The organism is Curtobacterium sp. MCLR17_031 (assembly GCF_003234775.2).
Classification (GTDB): Bacteria; Actinomycetota; Actinomycetes; order Actinomycetales; family Microbacteriaceae; genus Curtobacterium; species Curtobacterium flaccumfaciens.
In genome coordinates, this window is record NZ_CP126270.1 from 3,480,908 (window position 1) to 3,502,689 (window position 21,782).

A 21,782-nucleotide genomic window follows, 5' to 3' on the forward strand; every position below is an offset into this window, starting at 1 on the left:
TGGTGCGTCCGCGACGCGGCTCGCTACTCCGGCTCGCTCGTCTTCTCGCCGACGACCTGCTCGTCGGACGCCTTCGCGCCCTCGGCGCCGTCCGAGCGACCGCCGCCCACGACCACGTCGTCCTCGTCGAAGCCGAACGCGATGTCCGGGGCCTCGAGCCGCACGCGGTCCGCGCTCTCGTCGTCGGGCTGCAGCTGCGACTCCCGTTCGGCGGCGACACGCTTCAGGTAGTTCGCGACCTCGTGCTCGGTCGTCTCCTGGTCCCACCCGAGCACGTCCGCCATGAGCTTCGCGGCGACGGGCGCTGCTGACTCACCGCGATCCCAGGCCTCGATGGAGATGCGGGTGCGGCGGGCGAGGACGTCCTCCAGGTGCAGGGCGCCCTCGTGCGAGGCGGCGTAGACGACCTCGGCGCCGATGTAGTCGTCGGCCCCCGGCAGCGGTTCGGCGAGCGCGGGGTCCTGCTCGACGAGCTGCAGCACCTCGGTCGCGAGGGTGCCGTACCGGTTGAGCAGGTGCTCGATGCGGACCTTGTGCACGTTGAAGCTCCGTGCGGTGCGGGCGCGTCGGTTCCACGCGGCGGGGTAGCCCTCGGCACCGAGGAGCGGGATGTCCTCGGTCGTCGACTCCGGGATCCTGCCGTCCATGGCCGCGACGGCCTCGTCGATGGCGTCCTTGCCCATCACCCGGTAGGTGGTCCACTTGCCGCCGGCGACCACGACGAGCCCGGGCACGGTGTGCGCGACGACGTGCTCGCGGCTGAGCTGCGAGGTCTGGTCGGACTCCCCCGCCAGCAGCGGGCGGAGTCCGGCGTAGACGCCCTCGACGTCCTCGCGAGTGAGCGGGACGGCGAGCACCTTGTTGACGTGCTCGAGGATGTAGTCGATGTCCGCCGCGGTCGCTGCCGGGTGCGCCTTGTCGAGGTACCAGTCGGTGTCGGTCGTGCCGACGAGCCAGTGCCGGTCCCACGGGATGACGAAGAGGACGCTCTTCTCGGTGCGCAGGATCATGCCCGTGTTCGACTGGAACCGGTCACGGGGGATGACGAGGTGGACGCCCTTCGACGCCCGCACCTTGAACTGGCCGCGGGTGCCGATCATCGCCTGGGTGTCGTCGGTCCAGACACCGGTGGCGTTGACGACCTGCTTCGCGCGGATCTCGAACCGTTCGCCGGTCTGGATGTCGTGGGCCTGCGCGCCGACCACGCGCTCCCCGACCTTGATGAACCCCTCGATGCGGACGCGACTGGCTGCCTCGGCGCCGTAGGAGGCGGCGGTGCGCACGAGCGACGCGACGTAGCGGGCATCGTCGACCTGGGCGTCGTAGTACGTCATGCCGCCGACGAAGGCGTCCTTCTTGAGCCCGGGCATGTTCCTGAGCACCTGCTTCCGGCTGAGGTGCCGGTGGTGCGGGACGCCGGGCGGACGGCCGCCGGACCAGCTGAACACGTCGTACATCGCCATGCCGATCCCGATGTAAAAGCGCTCCCAGACCCGGTGGTTGAGCGGGTAGAGGAAGCGCACGGGCTTCACCAGGTGCGGGGCGATGCGCTGGAGCAGCAGGCCGCGTTCGATGAGCGCCTCGCGGACGAGTGCGAAGTTGAGCTGCTCCAGGTAGCGGATGCCGCCGTGCACGAGCTTGGACGAGCGGCTCGACGTCCCCGAGCCCCAGTCGCGGGCCTCGACGATGCCGACGCTCAGGCCGCGGGTCACGGCGTCGAGCGCGCTGCCCGCACCGACGATCCCGCCGCCCACGACCAGGACGTCGAGCTCCTTGGTCTTCAGCGTCTCGATCGCGGCCGCACGTTCGTCCGGCCCGAGCTTCGCCGCGGGGTCGAACCCCACGCCGGGCGCGACGTCACGCGGACGTCCGGCCGTGCTGGTCTGCTTCGTCGTGCTGGACTTGGCCATCGTCGCCTCCGGGTCACGGTCGGCGCCGTGGCGTCACCCGGGTTCGTGCCCGGGTGCCACCGTCACTGGTGGTACGGCGCCACGACCACTTCTACTCGCTGGAACTCCTTGGCGTCGGAGTATCCGGTCGTCGCCATCGAGCGGCGCAGGGCACCGACGAGGTTGGCGCGGCCGTCGTGGGTCGGCGTCGGGCCGTTCAGGACGTTCTCGAGCGGGGCGATCGTGCCCACCTCGACCCGGCGGCCGCGGGGCAGCTCCGGGTGGTGCGCCTCGGCACCCCAGTGGTAGCCACCCCCCGGGGCCTCGGTCGCGCGGGCGAGCGCGGTGCCGAGCATCACGGCGTCGGCACCCACGGCGATGGCCTTGACGATGTCGCCCGCGGTGTCGAGCCCGCCGTCGGCGATGACGTGCACGTAGCGGCCGCCCGACTCGTCGAGGTAGTCACGACGGGCACCGGCGACGTCCGCGACGGCGGTCGCCATCGGGGCGTGGATGCCGAGCGCGGCGCGAGTGGTCGACGCTGCGCCGCCACCGAAGCCGACGAGCACACCGGCGGCACCGGTGCGCATGAGGTGCAGCGCCGACGTGTACGTCGAGGCACCGCCCACGATCACCGGGACGTCGAGCTCGTAGATGAACTTCTTGAGGTTGAGGGGTTCCTCGGTCTGGGAGACGTGCTCGGCCGAGACCGTGGTGCCGCGGATGACGAACAGGTCGACACCGGCGTCGACGACCGTCTTCGAGAACTCCTGGGTGCGCTGCGGGCTGAGCGAGCCGGCGACCGGCACCCCGGCTGCGCGGATCTCCGCCAGGCGTGCGGTGATCAGCTCGGCCTTGATCGGCTCGGAGTAGATCTCCTGCATGCGCTTCGTGACGTTGCCGTCGGTGAGCGACTTGATCTGGTCGTAGTACGGGGTCGGGTCCTCGTAGCGGGTCCACAGGCCTTCGAGGTCGAGCACACCGAGGATGCCGAGCTTGCCCATCTGGATGACCGTCGCCGGCGAGGACACGGAGTCCATCGGCGCGGACAGGATCGGCGACGCGAACGTGAACGCGTCGATCGACCACTGCACGCTGACGTCGCGCGGGTCACGCGTCCGCCTGGAGGGGACCACCGCGATGTCGTCGAACGCGTACGCCCGACGTCCGCGCTTGCCTGCACCGATCTCGACTTCGCTCACTCGGACAGCCTACCGGGCGGGCTCTGCGGCGTGCACGGGCCGGACGGTGCGGGTGCCGGGCAACCTCGCACCGTGCGAGGCCTGCCGCCTACGGTGCGAGGTTCCGTGTTCGGTGCGAGGTCTCGAGGGTCGCACCGAACACGGAACCTCGCACCACGCAGCCGTCAGCGCGGGTGGCGCGGGGCCCGGCGGCGCTTCCGGAGCGCCCGCAGCACGAAGCCGAGCAGGAGCGCGAGCACCACGAGGACGACGAGCAGCACGGCCGCGACCTTGACGAGCAGCGCCGCCCCGACGAAGAGCGCGATGAACACGAGCCAGACGAGGGCGTCGAGCACGAGGGGTCCAGAGGTGCGCACCCGCGGAACGATACCGACCCGCGCGGGGCGAGCCGCGCCTCCTGGCCGGGTGCGACGGACGACGCCGTCGTCAACGGAAGACGCCGTCGTCAGCGCAGGACACCGCCACGCCGACGAGACGCCGCCGAATTCCGAGGCGTCTCGACGGGACCGCGGCGTCAACGGAACACGACGGCGTCATGCGACCACAGTCATGCGACCAGGGGCGAGCCGCGCCTCCTGGCCGGGTACAGGAGCGGGGCCGTGCGGCGCGAAGCGACCACGCACGGCCCCACCCGTCACGGATACCACCCCCACAGCGGTACCCGTAGTCGACGACAGCGCTAGCGCTGTGCGTCGACGTCCTTGGCGAGCGTCCCCAGGTAGAGCTCGATGACCTTGGGGTCGTCAGCGAGTTCCTTCCCGGTGCCCGAGTACGCGTTCTTCCCCTGGTCGAGCACGTACCCACGATCGCAGATCTGCAGACAGCGTCGCGCGTTCTGCTCCACCATGATGATCGACACACCGGCCTTGTTGATCCGGCGGGTCCGCAGGAAGGTCTCGTCCTGGCGCACGGGGGACAGTCCGGCGCTCGGCTCGTCGAGCAGCAGCACCTTCGGGTCCATCATCAGCGCACGGGCCATCGCGACGGACTGCCGCTCACCACCCGAGAGCGATCCGGCCCGCTGGTTGCGTCGCTGCGCGAGGACCGGGAACAGGTCGTAGATGACCTCGAGCCGCTCGGCGAACTTCCGGGGCCGCAGGTACAGCCCCATCTGCAGGTTCTCCTCGATGGACAGCGAGGGGAACACGTTGTTCGTCTGCGGCACGAAGCCGACACCGGCCTGCACGAGCTTGTTCGCCTTGAGGTTCGTGATGTCGTCCCCCTGCAGGGTCACCGAACCCTCGCGGATGGACACGAGCCCGAACAGCGCCTTGAGGAGCGTCGACTTCCCCGCACCGTTCGGCCCGATGATGCCGATGAGCTCGCCCGGGTAGCAGTCCAGGTCGCAGCCGTTCAGGATGTTCACGCCCGGCAGGTACCCGGCGACGAGGTTCTTCGCGCTGAGCACCGGCTCGCGTTCCAGCGTGGCCGCCGTGGACGGACTGGAGGCACTGCTCGCGTTCGTGGGGTCCGTTGCGTCCGTCATCGGGTCGTCTCCTCTGCTGCGTCCTCTTCGGCGACTTCCTCCGCCAGTTCCTCGAAGGTCTCCTCGGTGAGGAGCGAGTCGTCACCCAGGTCGGTGTCGTGGTGCGCACCGAGGTAGGCGTCGATCACGGCCTGGTCGTCCATCACCGTGTCCGCCGGGCCCTCGGCGACGACCTTGCCCTCGGCCATCACGACCACCCAGTCCGAGATGTGCCGGACCATGTGCATGTCGTGCTCGACGAACAGCACGGTCATGCCGTCGTCGCGCAGGGACTGGATGTGTCCGAGGAGCGACTGGGTGAGCGCGGGGTTCACGCCGGCCATCGGCTCGTCGAGCATGATCATCGTCGGGTCGGACATCAGCGCCCGGGCCATCTCGAGCAGCTTGCGCTGCCCGCCGGACAGCGAGCCTGCGTAGTCGTCGGCCTTGGTGTCGAGCTTGAACCGGGCGAGGAGGTCCTCGGCCTTGGCCGTGATCTCGCGCTCCCGCTTCGCCCACACCGGCTTGACCAGGGCGGCGAAGAAGTTCTCGCCGGGCTGGTCGCGGGCACCGAGGAGCATGTTCTGCATCACGGTGAGCCGGGACAGCGCCTTGGTCAGCTGGAAGGTGCGGACCATGCCCTTGTTCGCGATGTGCGTCGCGCTCGTCTTCTGCAGCGTCGCGCCGTTGAACTGCGTCTTCGCTCCGGGGCTCGGCTTGTCGAACCCGGTGAGCAGGTTGAAGAACGTGGTCTTGCCGGCGCCGTTCGGGCCGATCAAGGCCGTGATGGAGCCGCGCTGGACCTCGAGGTGGTCGACGTCCACGGCGGTCATGCCCCCGAAGCGGCGGGTGACGTCGTCGACGGTGAGGATCGGGTCGGCCTTGGGGTGGCCGTAGGTCTCAGACACTGAACGTCAGCTCCTTCTTGTTGCCGAGCAACCCCTGTGGACGGAACACGATGAGCAGCATGAGCGCGACGCCGACGAGCACGTACGAGAACTGCTCGGCCTGCTGCGCGTTCATGATCGAGTCGGGGATGAAGTCGCCGGCCAGCGTGCGGATGAAGAGCCGGACGACGAAGAAGAGCACGGCTCCGAGCACCGGTCCGAACACCGTCGCCGCACCACCGAGGATGAGCGCCGTCCAGATGAAGAACGTCATCGAGCGGCCCATGGCGTCCGGTTGCACCGAACTCGGCAGCACGTAGATGATGCCCGCGATCGCACCGAGCGCCCCACCGAACACGAGCGCCTGCATTTTGTACGAGTAGACGTTCTTGCCGAGCGAGCGGACGGCGTCCTCGTCCTCGCGGATGGCCTTCACCACGCGGCCCCACGGGCTGCGCATGAGCAGGAAGAGCACCAGGGTGAACAGGGCGACCATGGCCCACGCCGCGATGCGGATCCACCAGCCGTTGACGCCGTTGTTCGCGTACGTGAACCACAGGATCGTGGTGGTGCCGTCGGGCAGCGGGCTGAGGGCGGTGAACGGGTCGCGGTAGCTCGACCCGGTGATGCCGTTCGAGCCACCCGTGGTCGAGGTGAGCAGGCTCGAGCGGCCCACCATGCGGATGATCTCGGCGCCGGAGATCGTGACGATCGCCAGGTAGTCGCCGCGCAACCGCAGCGTCGGGATGCCGAGGATGATCGCGAACACGATCGCGACGAGCAGGGCGATGAGGACCGCCATCACGAACGGCAGTCCGTTCGTGATCGAGATCGCGAATCCGTAGGCACCGAGCAGCAGGAACGCCGCCTGGCCCATGTTCACGAGGCCGGTGAGCCCGAAGTGCACGTTCAGGCCGATCGCGGCCAGCGCGAACGCCGCCGTGGTCGGGGCGAGTGCCTCCTGGGTGAGCGAGGACAGCAGGTTGAGGATGTAGTCCATGCGCGTGCTCCCTTAGCCGATCCGCTCGGCGCGGCCGAAGATGCCCTGCGGCCGGAACAGCAGGATGAGGATGAGGATGACGAGGGCGGTGGCGTACTTGAAGTCACCGGGGAGCACCAGGTTCGTGAGCTCCACGACGACACCGATGATCATCGAGCCGACCAGGGCGCCGTACGCGGTGCCGAGGCCGCCGAGCGTGACCGAGGCGAACATGAGCAGGAGCAGCTGGAGCCCGGTCTGCCAGTTCACGCCGTTCAGGACGAGCCCGAGCATCACACCGGAGAGCCCCGCGAGGCCGGCGGCGAGCGTCCACACGAAGCGGATCACCCGGTCGACGTCGATGCCGGAGGCCGCGGCGAGCGCCGGGTTGTCGGACACGGCCCGGGTCGCCCGGCCGAAGCGGGTCTTCGCCAGGAAGAGCCCGGTCGCGATCAGGACCACGAGCGCGATCCCCATGGCGACGTACGACTGCACCGTCAGGGTGACGCCGGCGAACCGCACGGTCTCCGGGTTGCCCTGCTGGATGCGGACCGTCGAGGCGCCGAAGAAGTACTGGAACGCGTACTGGGCGGCGATCGACAGACCGATCGTCACGATCATGAGCTGTGTGAGGCTGATGCGCCGTCGCCGGAGTGGGCGCCAGATCGCGGCGTCCTGCAGGTACCCGGTCGCGGCGCACAACAGCGTGACGACGATGCCGGTGACCCAGATGTTCCAGCCGAGCTGGTTGGCGAACACGTACGCCAGCAGACCGCCGAGGGTGACCTGCTCACCGTGCGAGAAGCTCGACAGCCCTGTCGTGCCGTAGATGAGCGAGAGCCCGATCGACGCCAGGGCGATGAGCAGCCCGAGCCGGAGCCCGGAGGCGAACTGCTGCCAGGCCCGCTGGATGCTCACGCCCGACGAGTCCGTCGAGGTCGTGGCGCCCTTCTGGTCGGACAGCTGGAAGATCTGCCCGACGTTGGCGTTCAGGGTGGCCTGCACCTTGCGGTCGGCGTCGGCGGCGTTCGTCAGGTACTGGCCCTTCGGCAGGGTGCCCTGGTCGACGCTCACGGTGTACTCGCCGGCCGTGTCGACGCTGACGGACCAGCGGCCGTCGCCGTTGGTCGTGGCCGTCTGGTCGAAGCCGCTCGGGCCGGTCACGTCGACGTCGACGCCCTCGGCCGGTTCACGCTCGGAGTCGGTGATCGTGCCCTGGATGCACCCGTTGTCGGGGCTGACGGTGCACGCCTGGCTGGTGGCCGGTGCCGAGGTGGCACTGAAGGCCGGCAGGGTGACCGCCCAGTCGATCAGGAAGGTCGCCAGGAACGCGGCGACGAGCACGGCCGCCAGGACCGGTCGTCGTCGTGCGTGGCGGAGGCGGAACAGGCGCGGCTGCGCCCGTCCCGGAGGAGTGATGGATCCCACGGAAGAGCCTCTCGTTCGGATGACGAGGAACCTATGGGGATTTTGTGACACCCGTGTTTCCAACACGTTCCCTGTGTGATTCGTACCCGAACTGTGACGTTGTGGAGGAATGCTCCGAGGCGGGCGCGATCCGTGCCTCCAGGCGGAATGCGGCGACAGCCGCTCGCGTTACCATGTCCTATCCGGAACCCGTCGTCGTGTTCCCGGTGTCTCGACACTTCACTCGCCCACGAAGGGGACCCATGGACCAGCCGGATCCGTTCGGATTCATCGGACTCACGTACGACGACGTCATGCTGCTGCCCGGGCACACCGACGTCATCCCGAGCGAGGCGTCCACGGCGTCCCGGCTCACCAAGCGGATCTCCGTCAACGTCCCGCTGCTCTCCGCCGCGATGGACACCGTCACCGAAGCCCGCATGGCCATCGCCATGGCGCGCCAGGGCGGCATCGGGATCCTGCACCGCAACCTGTCCATCGAGGACCAGGCTGCCTACGTCGACAAGGTCAAGCGCTCCGAGTCGGGCATGATCACCAACCCGGTGACCACCACCCCGGACGCCACCGTGGCCGAGGTCGACGCGCTCTGCGGCCAGTTCCGTGTCTCCGGCCTGCCGGTCGTCGAGCAGGACGGCACCCTCGTCGGCATCATCACGAACCGCGACATGCGCTTCGTGGCCACGTTCGAGCAGGCCACCACGTACGTGCGCGACGTGATGACGAAGGCCCCGCTGATCACCGCGATGGAGGGCATCGACCCCGAAGAGGCGATCGCCATCTTCGCGCAGCACAAGATCGAGAAGCTGCCGCTGGTCGACGCCGACGGCAAGCTCCGCGGCCTCATCACCGTCAAGGACTTCGACAAGAGCGAGCAGTACCCGGACGCCACGAAGGACGACGAGGGCCGACTCCGCGTCGGTGCCGCGATCGGGTTCTTCGGCGATGCCTGGCAGCGTGCCGAGGCCCTGCGTGACGCCGGCGTCGACGTGCTCGTCGTCGACACGGCCAACGGCGAGAGCGAAGGCGTGCTCGACATGGTCCGCCGTCTCAAGGCCGACCCGACGTTCGACGCGATCGACGTCATCGGCGGCAACGTCGCCACCCGCGCGGGCGCCCAGGCGCTCATCGACGCGGGTGTGGACGCCGTCAAGGTCGGTGTCGGCCCGGGCTCCATCTGCACCACGCGCGTCGTCGCCGGTGTGGGTGTGCCGCAGGTGACCGCCGTGTACGAGGCCTCCCTCGCCGCACGCGAAGCCGGTGTCCCGATCATCGCCGACGGTGGCCTGCAGTACTCGGGTGACATCGCGAAGGCCCTGGTTGCCGGCGCCGACACCGTCATGCTCGGCTCGCTGCTCGCCGGCACCGACGAGTCCCCCGGTGACCTGGTGTTCGTGGGTGGCAAGCAGTTCAAGGCCTACCGCGGCATGGGGTCCCTCGGGGCCCTGCAGACCCGTGGCAAGAAGACCTCGTACTCGAAGGACCGCTACTTCCAGGCGGACGTGCCGAACGACGACAAGCTCATCCCCGAGGGCATCGAGGGCCAGGTGCCCTACCGCGGCTCGGTCGGCAACGTCGTCTACCAGCTCACCGGTGGGCTGCGGCAGTCGATGTTCTACGTCGGCGGTCGCACGATCCCCGAGCTGAAGGCCCGTGGCAAGTTCGTCCGCATCACGGCGGCGGGGCTCAAGGAGTCCCACCCGCACGACGTCCAGATGGTCGTCGAGGCGCCGAACTACCGCAGCTAGCAGCACTCGACCAGACGCCCCCGCTCCGGACGGAGCGGGGGCGTCTGGCGTTCGTGCGTCGACGCGTCAGGCCGAACGCCAGTCGTTCGACGTGATGTGCGAGCCGCCGTGCGGACCCATCTGCAGCATGCCGCCGTCCACCGGCAGGGACACCCCGGTGATGTACGACGACGCACGCGAGGCCAGGAACGCCACGGCGGCCGCGATCTCCCACGCGTTGCCCGGACGGCCGAGCGGGACACCGGGACGGTCGATGGTGTGCGGGTCCTCGTCCTCGGCGCCGGTCATCCGGGTGGCGATCTCGCCGGGGGCGACGGCGTTCACGGTGATGCCGTGCTCGGCGAGCTCGATCGCCATGGTCTTCAGCAGGCCGCCGAGCCCGTGCTTGGCGGCGTCGTAGGCGCTCGAGCCGGAGCGGGGCTGGTGTTCGTGCACGCTCGTGATGCCGATGATCCGGCCGCCGGTGCCGGCCTGCACCATGTGCTTCGCGGCGGCCTGCATCGTGACGAAGGCGCCGTCGAGGTCGGTCGACACCGTGTGGCGCCACTGGTCGAGGGTCATCTCGAGGAACGGGGCGTTGTCGCCGGTGCCGGCGTCGGCCACGAAGACGTCGACGCCGCCCAGCTGCGAGACGAGGCGGTCGATGACGGCGGCCGCCCCGGCGAGGTCGGAGACGTCGATCTGCTCGACGAAGGCCCGACGGCCGGTCTTCCGGACCTCCTCCGCGGTCTCCTCGGCACGGTCGGGTTCGGACAGGTAGGTGAGGCCGACGTCCATGCCGGCTTCGGCGAGCGCGACGGCGGTCGCACGGCCGATCCCGGACTCGGAGCCGGTGACGATGGCTGTGGTGGGCTGGAAGTCGCTCATGCGGCGGACCGTACGCCGGGCCTCCCGGGCGCCCTGCCGGACCATCCGCCTGGCGCAGGTCGGGTCGCCGCACCGGCACCGTCGCTGCTGCACCGATCCCTGTCCCTGCGCACAGGAACGTCACGGCTCGGTAACGAAACACCTTTGCGTACCGCCCCGTCACACGGGCGAAACACATGGACCCTACGTTTCTCGACATCCAGTGGAGGCGTCGCATTCACCCGAAGCGGCACAGCCTCCGCGCAGAGAAAGGGCTCCACGGATGATCAGAACCACCCGTGCCACCGCGGCACTGGCGTTGGCGGGCGCAGCAGCCGTCCTCCTCGCCGCGTGTTCCACCACCGGCAGTGCTTCCCCCTCGAGCTCGGCGTCGAGCGATGCGAAGAAGGATCCCGCCGCCAGCTGCAAGGCCCCGGACACCCCCGGTACGGACGCGCTGAAGATCGGCACGATCCTGCCCCTGACCGGTTCGCTGGCCTACCTCAACCCGCCGGCGGAGTCCGGTGTCGGCCTGGCCGTCAAGGACATCAACGCCGCGGGCGGCGTCCTCGACAAGGACGTCACGATCGACCCGGCGACCGACTCCGGCGACAGCAACGACATGACCGTGTCGAGCTCCGCCGCGACGAAGCTGGTCAACGCGAAGGTGCCGGTCGCGATCGGCGCCGAGTCCTCGTCCGTCACGCTGAACGTCATCGACCAGCTGACGAGCAACTGCATCGTCGAGATCTCGCCCGCGAACACCGCGACCGACCTCTCCGGCTACTCGTCGTACTACTACCGGACCGCACCGCCGGACTCGGTGCAGGGTTCCGCGCTCGGCCAGCTCGTGACCGGTGACGGCAACGCGAAGGTCGCCTTCCTGGTCTTCAACGACACGTACGGCACCGGCCTCCGCAACTCGGTGCAGGCTGCGGTCGAGGCGTCGGGTGGCCAGGTCGTCTACGGCGGCAAGGGTGAGGGCCAGGAGTTCCCGCCCGGCCAGACCACGTTCTCGTCCGAGGTGACCGCGGCCCTGGCCGCGAAGCCCGACGCGATCGTCGTCCTCGCCTTCGACGAGACGAAGTCGATCATCCCGGAGCTCGTGTCGCAGGGCAACGAGGCGAAGATCTACATGTCCGACGGCAACACGGCGGACTACTCGAAGGACTTCGACAAGGGCACCCTGACCGGCGCCCAGGGCACCATCCCCGGTGCCTCGCCGAAGGACGACTTCAAGAAGCAGCTCGCTGCGTTCTACAAGGACTCGTCGGGCAAGACGCTCGCCGACTACTCGTACGCGGCGGAGTCCTACGACGCCACCGTCCTCGCCGCCCTCGCCGCGGTGAAGGGCAAGGGCACCGACTCCGGCACGATCCAGGCCAACATGGCTGCGGTGTCGGGTGCTGACGGCGGCACCGAGTGCGCGACGTTCAAGGAGTGCAAGACGCTCCTGGACGACGGCAAGGACATCCACTACACCGGCCCGTCCGGCATCGGTCCGTTCGACGAGAACAACGACCCGTCGGCCGCCTACATCGGCATCTACAAGTTCGACGACGACAACAAGCCGGTCTACCAGAGCGCCATCCAGGGTGCGGTGAAGAAGTAGGGCTCAGCCCAGCACCGCTCGCGAAAGCGACAGTCCCCCACGGAACTTCCGTGGGGGACTGTCGCTTTCGCGTGGGTGGCGGGGACGCCCGGCAGGGTCCGTCGCCGCAGCAGGACGGACCAACGGACGGCCTGGAGGCCCGTGGGGCGTCCGTCAGACCGGCTCGGCGTGGGTGGGTGCGAGCGCCCGGCGACGGGACGCTCGCGCTGCGGCGAACGAGTCCGCCGTCAGCACCACGAGCGCGAGCCACACGATGCCGAAGCCGAACCAGCGTCCGGCCGACATCTCCTCGTGCTGCACCAGCACCCCGACGAGCAGCTGCATCACCGGCGCCAGGTACTGGGTCAGCCCGAGCGTCGACAGGCTCACCCGCCGTGCCGACGATGCGAAGAGCAGCAGCGGCACCGCGGTCGCCGGCCCGGTCAGCACGGTGATGACCGCGTGTCCCCAGCCCTCGCTCGTGAACGTCACGCCACCACCGAGCCCGGTCACGCCGAGCACGATGAGCGCCACGACCGCGATCGGCAGCAGCCACACGGTCTCGATCGTCAGGCCGCTCAGGGCGTCCACGGTGCCGCCGACCCGCTTCTTCACCAGGCCGTACAGTCCGAACGAGAACGCCAGGGCCAGCGAGATCCACGGCATCTGCCCGTAGCCGATCGCGATGACGACGACCGCCACGACGCTCAGCCCGACGGCTGCCCACTGCGCCGGACGCAGGCGTTCGCGCAGGACCACGACGCCGAGCGCGATCGTGACGAGCGGGTTGATGAAGTAGCCGAGCGCGGCCTCGACGGTGTGGCCGGTGGTCGTCGCGAGGACGTAGACGGTCCAGTTGACCAGGATCAGGACGGCGGCGAGCCCCATCACGAGCATCACACGACGCTGGGCCATCAGGGTGCGGGTGCGGAGCCACGACCGGGTCACCGCGATCGCCACCGCGCAGAACACCAGGCCGAAGACGATCCGCCACGACACGATCTCGAACGCCGCCGCGGGGGCCATGGCCGCGAAGAGCAGCGGCATCAGCCCCCAGAGCCCGTAGGCCACGATGGCCTGCACCACGCCGACGGATGCCTCGCTGCGGACGGGTCGCGCCGGACTCGGTTCACTCACGGAACCATCCTAGGAACGACCGCAGACCGTGGGACGCGCACCGGGCCTCCAGGCGGGGTGACAGCGGGATGATCAGGACCGGCGCACCCGGGTGACCGGCCTCGGACGCACGAACGCCCCGTCGGCCCGAAGGCCGGACGGGGCGTCCGTGGTGAGTACTCGACTCAGTGAACGATGACCGCGAGGACATCGCGGGCCGACAGGACCAGCAGGTCCTCGCCCGAGTACTTGACCTCGGTTCCGCCGTACTTGGAGTAGATGACCTTGTCACCCACGGCGACGTCGAGCGGGACGCGGTTGCCGTTGTCGTCGATGCGACCCGGACCCACGGCGACGACCTCGCCCTCCTGGGGCTTCTCCTTCGCGGTGTCGGGGATGACCAGACCGGAAGCGGTGGTCTGCTCCGCCTCGACCTGGCGGATGACGATGCGATCCTCGAGCGGCTTGATGCTGACGGCCACGGTGACCTCTTCTTTCTCGGTACGGACTCGGTACAGATGAAAACCGGGTTGGCACTTCGCACAGGAGAGTGCCAACGCCAACTCTAGGGGGCCTCTGGCACTCGGTCAATCCGAGTGCCAGCACATCCGGAGAACACGCAGCACCTGCGAGGATCGACGCATGGACGCCGCCGAACTCACCGCACTGCTGACCCCCGACGGGATGGCCCTGCTCGACCGTACCCCGGGCGTCTCCGACGGCGGCGAGATCGTCCGCGTGGTGTCCCGGCTGCGCGCCGAGGGGCACGATCCCCGGCTCGTCGCCGCAGTGCTGACCCAGGCGAAGCTGCGGCTGAAGGCCCGCGGCAAGTTCGGCGACTTCGCCTCCCGCATGCTCTTCACCGAGGCCGGGCTCGAGCAGGCCACCCGGCTGCAGGTCGCGGCCCAGCACGCCGGACGCTTCGCGGCGGCCGGGCTGACCCGTGTCGCCGACCTCGGCTGCGGCATCGGCGGGGACGCCATGGCGATGGCGGCGCTCGACCTCGACGTCACCGCGGTCGATCGCGACGAGGTGACGGCGGCCGTCGCGACCCACAACCTCGCGGTGTGGCCGAACGCGCGGGTGGAGCTCGGGGATGCCGCGTCCTTCGACCTGTCCTCGGTGGACGGCGTGTGGATGGACCCCGCACGACGCACCTCCGGCCACTCGGACACCCGCCGGCTCGCCGACCCCGACGACTGGTCGCCCTCGCTCGACACCGTGTTCGCCGCGGCGACGTCGACGCCGACCGGTGTGAAGCTCGGACCGGGCATCGACCGCGACCTGATCCCGGACACCGCCGAGGCGCAGTGGACCTCCGTCGACCGCGAGGTCGTGGAGCTCGCCCTGTGGTTCGGCCCCCTCGCCCGACCCGGGATCCGCCGCGCTGCCACCGTCATCGGTGCACACGGCATCGCCGAGATGACCGGAGCGGCCGACGCCGACGATGCCGAGGTCGGACCGCTCGGTGCCTACCTGTACGAGCCCGACGGCGCCGTGATCCGCGCACGGCTGATCGGCGACCTGGCACGGGGCCTCGACGGGCACATGCTGTCCGAGGGCATCGCCTACGTCACGGCCGACCGCGCCGTCGCGACCCCCTTCGCGCAGGGCTTCCGGGTGCTCGACACGATGCCGCTCGACGTCAAGCGCCTGGCCGCACGGCTCGCCGCCGACGGCATCGGCACCGTCGAGATCAAGAAGCGCGGCGTCGACGTCGACCCGGCGCAGTTCCGCAAGCGGCTGCGGTTGCGCGGGTCGGGTCGCGTCACGCTCGTGCTCACCCGCCTGGAGGGACGCCACACGGCGATCCTGTGCGAGCGGCTCACCGACACGGTCGGCTGACGGCCGGGGGCCGCGTGCGGTGCTGCGGGCGCGTCGGCGTCAGTTGACGAAGGCGCCGGAGTTCGAGCTGTAGTCGGAGTAGTCCGACGCGTTCGCGATCGAGATCCACACCAGGGCGACGATCAAGATGAACAGGCCCGTCAGGATCCAGCCACCGATGATGCCGGCGAGCGCCAGGCCGCGGCCACCCTCGCCGGTCTGCTTGATCTTGCCGAGGGCGATGTGGCCCATGATCGCGCCGGCCGGGCTCGTCAGGATGATGATCGGCCAGATGATGATGCCGCCGAACGCGAAGACGATCGACAGGATCGACAGGACGTTCGTCTTCGGGCGCTGCGCGTAGGGCTGGTACGTGTACGGGTTCGACGCGTAGGGCTGCTGCTGCGGCTGCGCGTACGGGTTCTGCTGCTGGCCGTACGGGTTCTGCGGGGCGCCGTACGCGTTCTGCTGCTGCTGCTGCGGGGCCGCGTACGGGTCCTGCTGCTGCGCGTACGGGTTCGACTGGGGCTGCGGGGCCGAGTACGGGTTCTGCTGCTGGCCGTACGGGTTCGGCTGCTGCTGCTGGCCGTACTGGTTCTGGGGCTGCTGCGGCTGACCGTACGGGTTCTGCGGCTGCTGCGGAGCGCTGTACGGGTTCTGCTGCGGCGGGGCCGCGTACGGGTCCTGCTGCTGGCCGTACGGGTTCTGGGGCGCTTCCGGGGCCGACGGCGCCTGCGGTGCGTCAGGAGCCTGCGGGGCGTCCGGGGCGGGCGTGCCGTCGGGCTGTCCGCTCGCCGGGCCGTTCGGCGTCTCGCCCGGCTTCGGCCACTCGTTCTGATCGGACACCGTCCACCCCTCTCGGGCGTCCGGTCTCTCCGACGCCCGTGTGAATCCTCCCACAGGCTCCCGAAGAAGGACCGGGGCCGAACTGGTCAGAACTGGTCAGACCTGGACGGTCGTCACCGGCAGGGTCGAGTCGGCGGCGATGCCGAGGTCGCTCGGAGCATGCCCCTCGGCCACGAGTCGAGCGCCGACGGCGGCGATCATCGCGCCGTTGTCGGTGCACAGGTCGAACGGCGGGATCCGGAGCCGCACGCCCGCGGCCGCGCAGCGCTCCTCGGCGACCTGTCGCAGTCGGGCGTTCGCGACGACCCCGCCACCGAGCAGCAGCCGGTCGACGCCGGTGTCGCGGCACGCGTTCAGGGCCTTGGTCAGCAGGACGTCGACGACGGCCTCGCGGAAGCTCGCGGCGACGTCGGCCACCGGCACCTCGCGGCCCTCGTCACGGCAGCGCTCGACCCACCGTGCGACGGCGGTCTTGAGCCCCGAGAACGAGAAGTCGTACCGGTGCGCGGCCATGTCCTTCGGCAGCGTCAGTCCGCGGGGGAACCGGATCGCCGTCGGGTCACCCTCGGCCGCAGCCCGGTCGATCTGCGGGCCGCCGGGGTAGGGCAGTCCGAGCAGCCGCGCGACCTTGTCGAACGCCTCGCCCGCCGCGTCGTCGATCGTCTCGCCGAGCAGTTCGACGTCGCCGACCAGGTCCCGCACCAGCAGCAGCGACGTGTGGCCGCCGGAGACCAGCAGCGCGATCGTCGGCAGCTCGATCTCGCTGCCGTCCTCGCGCAGCACGTCGGCCCCGACGTGCCCGACCAGGTGGTTCACGCCGTACAGGGGCTTCCCCGTGGCCACGGCGAGCGCCTTCGCGGCTCCCACCCCGACCATGAGCGCCCCCGCCAGGCCCGGCCCGGCGGTCACCGCGACGGCGTCGAGTTCGTCGAGGGTGACGCCGGCACGCTCGAGCGCCTCGTGCAGCGTCGGGGTCATCGCCTCCAGGTGGGCCCGTGCGGCGACCTCGGGCACGACCCCGCCGTAGCGCGCGTGCTCGTCCATGCTCGAGGCGATCACGTTCGCCAGCAGGGTGCTCCCCCGCACGATGCCCACGCCCGTCTCGTCGCAGCTCGTCTCGATGCCGAGCACCAGTGGTTCAGTCGCGCTCACCGAGGGCCTCCTGTCCGATGGGTCCGACGCCCGACGACCGCTCGGCGTCCGGGCCGGGCAGCTCTGCCCGCATCACCCACGCGTCGACGCCGTCCGGTTGGTAGTAGCGCGGTCGGGTCGCAATGTGCTCGAACCCGAACGCCGTGTACATCGCCTGCGCCACGGGGTTGTCCGCGCGCACCTCGAGGAACACCTCGCGCACACCGCGGCGCCGGGCCTCGTCGAGCAGCTCCGTGAACAGGACCCGCCCGAGCCCCTTGCCGCGCTGGTCCGCGGCGACGGCGATGGTCTGCACGTCGGCCACCGGGTTGCCCGCGAGCGACGAGAGGCCGGCGTACCCGACGACCAGCGGCGCGGACGTGTCGTCGGCCGTCTCGATCACGACGTAGTACCCGTGCGGTGAGTACAGCTCACCGGACATCTGCGACGCCGACCAGGCGTCCGTCGGGAACGAGACGTGCTCGAGCCACATGATGTCGTCGAGGTCCTGCGGGTGTGCTCGCCGCAGGCGGAGCCCGTCCGGCAGGGTCACTGCTTCACCCGCTTGGGCGCACCCGGCACCGTGACGTCGGGGTCGCGCAGGTACAGGGGCGTGTCCTGGTCGAACGCCGCACCGGACGCGAGCCGGTCCGCGGCGAGCGAGCCGAGCCTCCAGGCCGGGATGGACGCGACCGTCACGCGGTCCCAGCCCACCGCTTCGGGCCGGGAGGCGCGGATCGCGTCGTCGAGATCGGCGGGCTTGGCGAGTCCGGGGCCGGCCACGCGGACGCCGTCGGCATCGTAGGCGCTCCAGTAGACCTCGCGGCGGCGTGCGTCCGTGAGGACGACGAACGGTCCGGCGGTGCCCGAGTCGCGCTGGTCGAGGGCCACCGCGTCGTGGCTGACGAGGGGCAGGACGGGGACGCCGCGGGCCGCGGCGAAGGTGCGGGCGGCGGCGATGCCGACGCGCAGGCCGGTGAAGGGGCCCGGGCCCATGCCGGCGACGACCCCGGTGACGTCGGCGCCGGTGATGCCGGCCTCGGCGAGGGTCTCGGCGAGGAACGGGCCGATCACCTCGGCGTGCCGGCGGCTGTCCTCGGTGTCGCGGGTCGCGAGGGCCTGGCCGGTGGCCGGGTCGACGACGGCGACGGAGGTCCCGGCGGAGGTGTCGATCGCGAGCAGCACCCGTCCATCGTAGGCGGCGGTCAGCGCACCGGCAGCCTGCGGGACCACGCGACCTCGTGCTCCAGTTGCCCGGTCCGACGGAACAGGCGGACCTGGTGGGTGTCCGGCAGCGCGGCGGCCAGGGCCCGTCGGTCGGCGGGCGTGAAGCCGAGCGACTGCCAGAACGGACCAGAGCGGCGCGAGAACAGCCACGCGCGCTCCGCACCGGCCTCGGTCGCCCGCTCGATCGCGAACCGCGCCAGGCGCGTACCGGCCCCGGAGCCGCGGTGCTGCGGCGCGACGGCCACGCTGCGGATCAGCACGTGCAGGCCGTCAGCGCTCGCCTCGAACCCGGTGCTGCCGACCACCCTGCCGGCGTCGTCGCGGTCGAGCCAGAGTCGGACCGTCGGCTCGTCGAGCCCGGCGAGCGTCAGGTCCGCCCCGACGAGGAACGCACGGAGCGCCTCGACGTCACCCGCGTCGACGGGCTGCAGGGTCAGAGGGCCACGCCTTCCCAGCGCGGGCCGGTGGCGGTGACGACGACGCGGCGGGGCTCGTCGGGCACGTCGTCCGGGTCCGTGTCGTCGGCAGCTGCGTCATCGGCACCGGTGGCGCGCGTGATCTCGACGTCGAGCACACTGTCGCTGATGCCGTCGACCATGCCGCGGCCCCACTCGACGACGACGATTGCGGCGTCCCAGTCGAGGTCGAGGTCGTCGAGCTCGACCGGGTCGGACAGACGGTAGGCGTCGACGTGCACCAGGTCGGGTCCGGCGGTCGTCGGGTGGGTCCGGGCGAGGACGAAGGTCGGGCTGGACACCTGGCCGCGCGCGCCGAGTGCAGCGCCGAGCCCGCGCGTCAGGGTCGTCTTGCCGGCACCGAGCGGCCCGGTCAGCACGACGAGGTCCCCAGCGCGCAGCACGGCGGCCAGCCGGGCGCCGAGCTCCCCCATCGCCTCGGTGCCGTCGACGGTGGTGTCGAGCAGGACGCGCGCCGACTCGGTCACGGCCGCTCGCCCCGCAGGTACTCCCCGACCCGCCCCTCGATGTCGTGGCCCTCGTAGAACCGGGGCACACGGCTGCCGATGCGGCAGACGATCTCTTCACCGATGGTCTCGAGCGCCGCGCCCCACTCGAGCACGGTCATCTCGTCGTGCTCGCCGGTACCGAACAGCACGACGGTGTCGCCGGTCTGCACGTCGTCCTCGCCGACGTCCACCAGGAACTGGTCCATCGCGACGCGGCCGGCGATCGGGTAGCGCTTGCCGCCGATCGCGACCTCGATGCGTCCCTGCGCCAGACGCGGGACCCCGTCGGCGTACCCGACGGGCACGAGCGCCAGGGTCGTCTCCGTCGCGGTGCGGTACGTGTAGTCGTAGGAGACGCCGGTGTCGACGGGGACGCGCTTCGTCTTCGCGACCGACGCGGTCAGGGTCATCACCGGTTCGAGTCCGAGGTCGGCCGCCGAGACGCCGTCGGCTCCGGGGATGCCGAACAGGTTCGCACCCATCCGGACCATGTCCTTGCGGAACTCCTTGCGCTCCAGCCCCGCGAGCGACGCGGCGACGTGTTCCATCGGCACGTCGAGCCCCAGGTCCTCGGCGATCTCGATCGCAGCGTCGAACACGGCGACCGCGGCGCTGTCCTCGTGGTCGGACGCCTCGGCCAGGTGCGTGTACGCGGCGACGACCTCGATGCGGCCGTTCCGCTGGGCGTCCCGGGCGAGCTCGACGAGCGCCGGCCAGTCCGCCGGGGTCGCGCCGTCGCGGTGCAGGCCGGAGTCGACGCCGAGGTGCACCCGGGCCGGTCGCTGGTCGACGGCGTCGACGATGCGCTGCAGCTCGGCGACGTTCGAGACGCCGAGGTCGACGGCCGAGTCGATGGCGTCACGGAAGTCCAGGTCGGGGTCGTGCTGCCAGGTGAACAGGTGGACGTCCTCGCCGACGCCGATCGAGCGCAGGCGCAGGGCCGCGGGCACCGTCAGCACACCGATCCAGCGGATGCCGGCGTCGACCGCGGCGAGCGCGATCGGCTCGAGGCCGTGCCCGTAGGCGTCGGCCTTCATGATCGCCATCACGGCGACCGGGTCCATCCACTCGCGGACACGGTCGAGGTTGGCCCGGTAGGCGTCGAGGTCGATGCGCGCCTGACGCAGCGGTGCGGAGCTCACGTCGTCCTCCGTTCCACGCTGCGGCCGATCCGGGCGACCACCTCGTAGTTGATCGTGCCGATGGCGTCGGCCCAGTCCTCGACGGCGGGGTCGCCGTTCGCGGGGTCGCCCCACAGCACCGCCTCGTCACCGACCTGGACGTCGGCGTCGCCGATGTCGACGTGCATGGCGTTCATCGCGACGCGTCCGACCACCGGGAACGTCCGGTCGCCGATCCGCACCGAGACCCGGTTGCCGAAGTCGCGGTCGAAGCCGTCCGCGTAGCCGAGTCCGATCACGGCGAGACGGGTGTCCGTCTCGGCGCGCCAGGTGTAGCCGTAGGAGACGCCGTCGCCCGCGGCGACCGGCACGGTGCGGAGCACGGCGGCGGTGACGCGCATCGCGGGGCGCAGCCCCAGGTCGGCCGAGGTGCGACCGTCGAAGGGGCTCAGCCCGTACAGGGCGAGCCCGACGCGGGACAGGTCGTGGCGGGTCTCCGGCACGGCGATGCTCGCGGCACTCGCGGCGAGGTGCACCACGTCCGGCACGATGCCGTTCGCGGCGAGGCCGTCCAGCGCCCGCTGCAGTGCGGCGTCCTGGTCGAGGTCGTCGGTGCGCGACGCGTTCGACAGGTGGGACATGAGCCCCTCGACCCGGGTGCGGTTGCCGCCGCGGGCCAGGGCACCCGCGGTCGCGAAGAGCTCGGCCCATTCGGACTCGACCGCACCGTTGCGGCTCAGGCCGGTGTCGACGCACAGGTGCACGGCGCGGACGTCGGAGTCGGCTGCTGCAGAGAGCTGCTCGACGCTCGACACCGCTGGCGTGACGTCGAACTGCGCGGCGCGACGGAAGTCCTCGTCGGGGGCGTGCAGCCACGCGAGGATCCGGACCCCCTCGTCGATGCCACCCTGACGGAGCGCGACGGCCTCGTCGATGTCGGCGACCCCGAGCCACTCGGCACCGGCGTCCACGAAGGCCTGCGCGGCGTCGAGGGCCCCGTGGCCGTAGGCGTTCGCCTTGACCACCGCGATGACCCCGGCCGGGGCGACCCGGTCGGCGATGGTCGCGTAGTTCTCGATCAGGGCTCCGCGATCGACCGTGATGCCGGTGAACGCACTCACCGGGGAGTTCCTTCCAGGCCCACGTCTGTTCCTTCCAGGACCACGAACGCGGTCGCGATCCCTCCATCATGCGAGAGCGACAGGTGCACGCTCGTCACGCCACGCGCGTCCGCCACCTGCCGGGCGACCTGGTGCAGGGTGAGCGACGGGTTCCGCTGGTCGTCGGACACGACCTCGAGGTCCTGCCAGCTCAGCCCGGCACTCGACCCGAAGGCCTTGATCAGGGCTTCCTTCGCCGCGAACCGTGCCGCGAGGGACGCGATCGGCCGGGGTTCGCCGTCACGGACCTGCTCGGACGGCGTGAACAGCCGCGCCCGCATCGCCGGTGTGCGCTCCAGCACCCGTTCGAACCGCTCCAGGTCGACCACGTCGACCCCGATCCCGATGATCACCGTCGCGA

General features: G+C 70.6%; 22 protein-coding genes. 3 read left to right on the forward strand and 19 right to left on the reverse strand.

Annotated elements, in window-relative coordinates:
- Positions 1–23: 23 nt before the first annotated feature.
- The 7 genes from DEI96_RS16430 to DEI96_RS16460 all read right to left on the reverse strand — a co-directional run bounded on the left by DEI96_RS16430 (position 24) and on the right by DEI96_RS16460 (position 7,766).
- Positions 24–1,910 carry a glycerol-3-phosphate dehydrogenase/oxidase gene (locus DEI96_RS16430; protein WP_111023306.1) on the reverse strand — a complete coding sequence of 629 codons (1,887 nt, stop codon included), beginning with the start codon at positions 1,908–1,910 and terminating at the stop codon, positions 24–26.
- Positions 1,911–1,972: 62 nt separating this feature from the next.
- Positions 1,973–3,091, reverse strand: coding sequence for a GuaB3 family IMP dehydrogenase-related protein (locus tag DEI96_RS16435; RefSeq protein WP_111023305.1), 1,119 nt, complete (start codon positions 3,089–3,091; stop codon positions 1,973–1,975).
- Between the two features lie 164 nt (positions 3,092–3,255).
- Positions 3,256–3,447 carry a hypothetical protein gene (locus DEI96_RS16440; RefSeq protein WP_111234660.1) on the reverse strand — a complete coding sequence of 64 codons (192 nt, stop codon included), beginning with the start codon at positions 3,445–3,447 and terminating at the stop codon, positions 3,256–3,258.
- 323 nt (positions 3,448–3,770) lie between these two features.
- Entirely contained in the window at positions 3,771–4,577 is an 807-nt protein-coding gene (locus DEI96_RS16445; protein ID WP_239001357.1) for an ABC transporter ATP-binding protein, read from the reverse strand.
- A complete protein-coding gene (locus DEI96_RS16450; RefSeq protein WP_027466697.1) occupies positions 4,574–5,464 on the reverse strand; it encodes an ABC transporter ATP-binding protein in 891 nt (296 codons plus the stop codon). The genes DEI96_RS16445 and DEI96_RS16450 overlap by 4 nt, the downstream gene beginning before the upstream one ends.
- Positions 5,457–6,443: a branched-chain amino acid ABC transporter permease gene (locus tag DEI96_RS16455; RefSeq protein ID WP_027466698.1), complete on the reverse strand. Its 987-nt coding sequence runs from the start codon at positions 6,441–6,443 to the stop codon at positions 5,457–5,459. The genes DEI96_RS16450 and DEI96_RS16455 overlap by 8 nt, the downstream gene beginning before the upstream one ends.
- A gap of 12 nt (positions 6,444–6,455) precedes the next feature.
- The gene (locus tag DEI96_RS16460) at positions 6,456–7,766 is read right to left on the reverse strand and encodes a branched-chain amino acid ABC transporter permease (protein WP_111023304.1); all 1,311 of its coding nucleotides are present in this window, start codon (positions 7,764–7,766) and stop codon (positions 6,456–6,458) included.
- Between the two features lie 326 nt (positions 7,767–8,092).
- On the opposite strand from DEI96_RS16460, the gene guaB reads away from it, so the two are divergent.
- On the forward strand, positions 8,093–9,595 hold the full coding sequence (gene guaB / locus DEI96_RS16465; protein WP_071404638.1) for an IMP dehydrogenase: 1,503 nt from the start codon (positions 8,093–8,095) through the stop codon (positions 9,593–9,595).
- Between the two features lie 66 nt (positions 9,596–9,661).
- On the opposite strand, the gene DEI96_RS16470 is transcribed toward guaB, so the two are convergent.
- Complete coding sequence (locus tag DEI96_RS16470; protein ID WP_111023323.1) at positions 9,662–10,462, reverse strand: SDR family oxidoreductase; 801 nt, start codon at positions 10,460–10,462, stop codon at positions 9,662–9,664.
- A 262-nt stretch (positions 10,463–10,724) separates the two neighbouring features.
- On the opposite strand from DEI96_RS16470, the gene DEI96_RS16475 reads away from it, so the two are divergent.
- The gene (locus DEI96_RS16475; RefSeq protein ID WP_111023303.1) at positions 10,725–12,053 is read left to right on the forward strand and encodes an ABC transporter substrate-binding protein; all 1,329 of its coding nucleotides are present in this window, start codon (positions 10,725–10,727) and stop codon (positions 12,051–12,053) included.
- A gap of 153 nt (positions 12,054–12,206) precedes the next feature.
- Here DEI96_RS16475 and rarD read toward each other — a convergent pair whose 3' ends face one another.
- Together rarD and groES are read right to left on the reverse strand one after the other, a co-directional pair.
- Entirely contained in the window at positions 12,207–13,169 is a 963-nt protein-coding gene (gene rarD, locus DEI96_RS16480; protein WP_181242998.1) for an EamA family transporter RarD, read from the reverse strand.
- A gap of 164 nt (positions 13,170–13,333) precedes the next feature.
- A complete protein-coding gene (groES, locus tag DEI96_RS16485) occupies positions 13,334–13,630 on the reverse strand; it encodes a co-chaperone GroES (protein WP_017885484.1) in 297 nt (98 codons plus the stop codon).
- 160 nt (positions 13,631–13,790) lie between these two features.
- On the opposite strand from groES, the gene DEI96_RS16490 reads away from it, so the two are divergent.
- Entirely contained in the window at positions 13,791–14,993 is a 1,203-nt protein-coding gene (locus tag DEI96_RS16490) for a class I SAM-dependent methyltransferase (protein ID WP_111023302.1), read from the forward strand.
- 39 nt (positions 14,994–15,032) lie between these two features.
- Here DEI96_RS16490 and DEI96_RS16495 read toward each other — a convergent pair whose 3' ends face one another.
- The 9 genes from DEI96_RS16495 to DEI96_RS16535 all read right to left on the reverse strand — a co-directional run bounded on the left by DEI96_RS16495 (position 15,033) and on the right by DEI96_RS16535 (position 21,774).
- Entirely contained in the window at positions 15,033–15,818 is a 786-nt protein-coding gene (locus DEI96_RS16495; protein ID WP_111023301.1) for a DUF4190 domain-containing protein, read from the reverse strand.
- Positions 15,819–15,914: 96 nt separating this feature from the next.
- The gene (tsaD, locus tag DEI96_RS16500) at positions 15,915–16,970 is read right to left on the reverse strand and encodes a tRNA (adenosine(37)-N6)-threonylcarbamoyltransferase complex transferase subunit TsaD (RefSeq protein WP_111023300.1); all 1,056 of its coding nucleotides are present in this window, start codon (positions 16,968–16,970) and stop codon (positions 15,915–15,917) included.
- Positions 16,957–17,502, reverse strand: coding sequence for a ribosomal protein S18-alanine N-acetyltransferase (gene rimI, locus DEI96_RS16505; protein ID WP_111023299.1), 546 nt, complete (start codon positions 17,500–17,502; stop codon positions 16,957–16,959). The genes tsaD and rimI overlap by 14 nt, the downstream gene beginning before the upstream one ends.
- Entirely contained in the window at positions 17,499–18,134 is a 636-nt protein-coding gene (tsaB, locus tag DEI96_RS16510) for a tRNA (adenosine(37)-N6)-threonylcarbamoyltransferase complex dimerization subunit type 1 TsaB (RefSeq protein WP_111023321.1), read from the reverse strand. Before tsaB ends, rimI begins: the two co-directional genes overlap by 4 nt.
- A gap of 20 nt (positions 18,135–18,154) precedes the next feature.
- Entirely contained in the window at positions 18,155–18,547 is a 393-nt protein-coding gene (locus tag DEI96_RS16515; protein WP_307803932.1) for a GNAT family N-acetyltransferase, read from the reverse strand.
- A 62-nt stretch (positions 18,548–18,609) separates the two neighbouring features.
- On the reverse strand, positions 18,610–19,119 hold the full coding sequence (gene tsaE / locus DEI96_RS16520; RefSeq protein ID WP_220039119.1) for a tRNA (adenosine(37)-N6)-threonylcarbamoyltransferase complex ATPase subunit type 1 TsaE: 510 nt from the start codon (positions 19,117–19,119) through the stop codon (positions 18,610–18,612).
- On the reverse strand, positions 19,116–20,282 hold the full coding sequence (gene alr, locus DEI96_RS16525; protein ID WP_181440532.1) for an alanine racemase: 1,167 nt from the start codon (positions 20,280–20,282) through the stop codon (positions 19,116–19,118). Before alr (DEI96_RS16525) ends, tsaE begins: the two co-directional genes overlap by 4 nt.
- A complete protein-coding gene (gene alr / locus DEI96_RS16530; RefSeq protein WP_071406148.1) occupies positions 20,279–21,382 on the reverse strand; it encodes an alanine racemase in 1,104 nt (367 codons plus the stop codon). Before alr (DEI96_RS16530) ends, alr (DEI96_RS16525) begins: the two co-directional genes overlap by 4 nt.
- Positions 21,379–21,774 (reverse strand): holo-ACP synthase, encoded by a 396-nt coding sequence (locus tag DEI96_RS16535; RefSeq protein ID WP_111023296.1) that lies wholly within the window; start codon positions 21,772–21,774, stop codon positions 21,379–21,381. Before DEI96_RS16535 ends, alr (DEI96_RS16530) begins: the two co-directional genes overlap by 4 nt.
- Between the last annotated feature and the right edge of the window lie 8 nt (positions 21,775–21,782).

Coding starts and splice junctions, on each gene's coding strand:
- DEI96_RS16430 (WP_111023306.1), bottom strand. CDS start 1,910: ATGGCCAAGTCCAGCACGACGAAGCAGACCAGCACGGCCGGACGTCCG.
- DEI96_RS16445 (WP_239001357.1), bottom strand. CDS start 4,577: ATGACGGACGCAACGGACCCCACGAACGCGAGCAGTGCCTCCAGTCCG.
- DEI96_RS16455 (WP_027466698.1), bottom strand. CDS start 6,443: ATGGACTACATCCTCAACCTGCTGTCCTCGCTCACCCAGGAGGCACTC.
- guaB (WP_071404638.1), top strand. CDS start 8,093: ATGGACCAGCCGGATCCGTTCGGATTCATCGGACTCACGTACGACGAC.
- DEI96_RS16470 (WP_111023323.1), bottom strand. CDS start 10,462: ATGAGCGACTTCCAGCCCACCACAGCCATCGTCACCGGCTCCGAGTCC.
- DEI96_RS16475 (WP_111023303.1), top strand. CDS start 10,725: ATGATCAGAACCACCCGTGCCACCGCGGCACTGGCGTTGGCGGGCGCA.
- DEI96_RS16490 (WP_111023302.1), top strand. CDS start 13,791: ATGGACGCCGCCGAACTCACCGCACTGCTGACCCCCGACGGGATGGCC.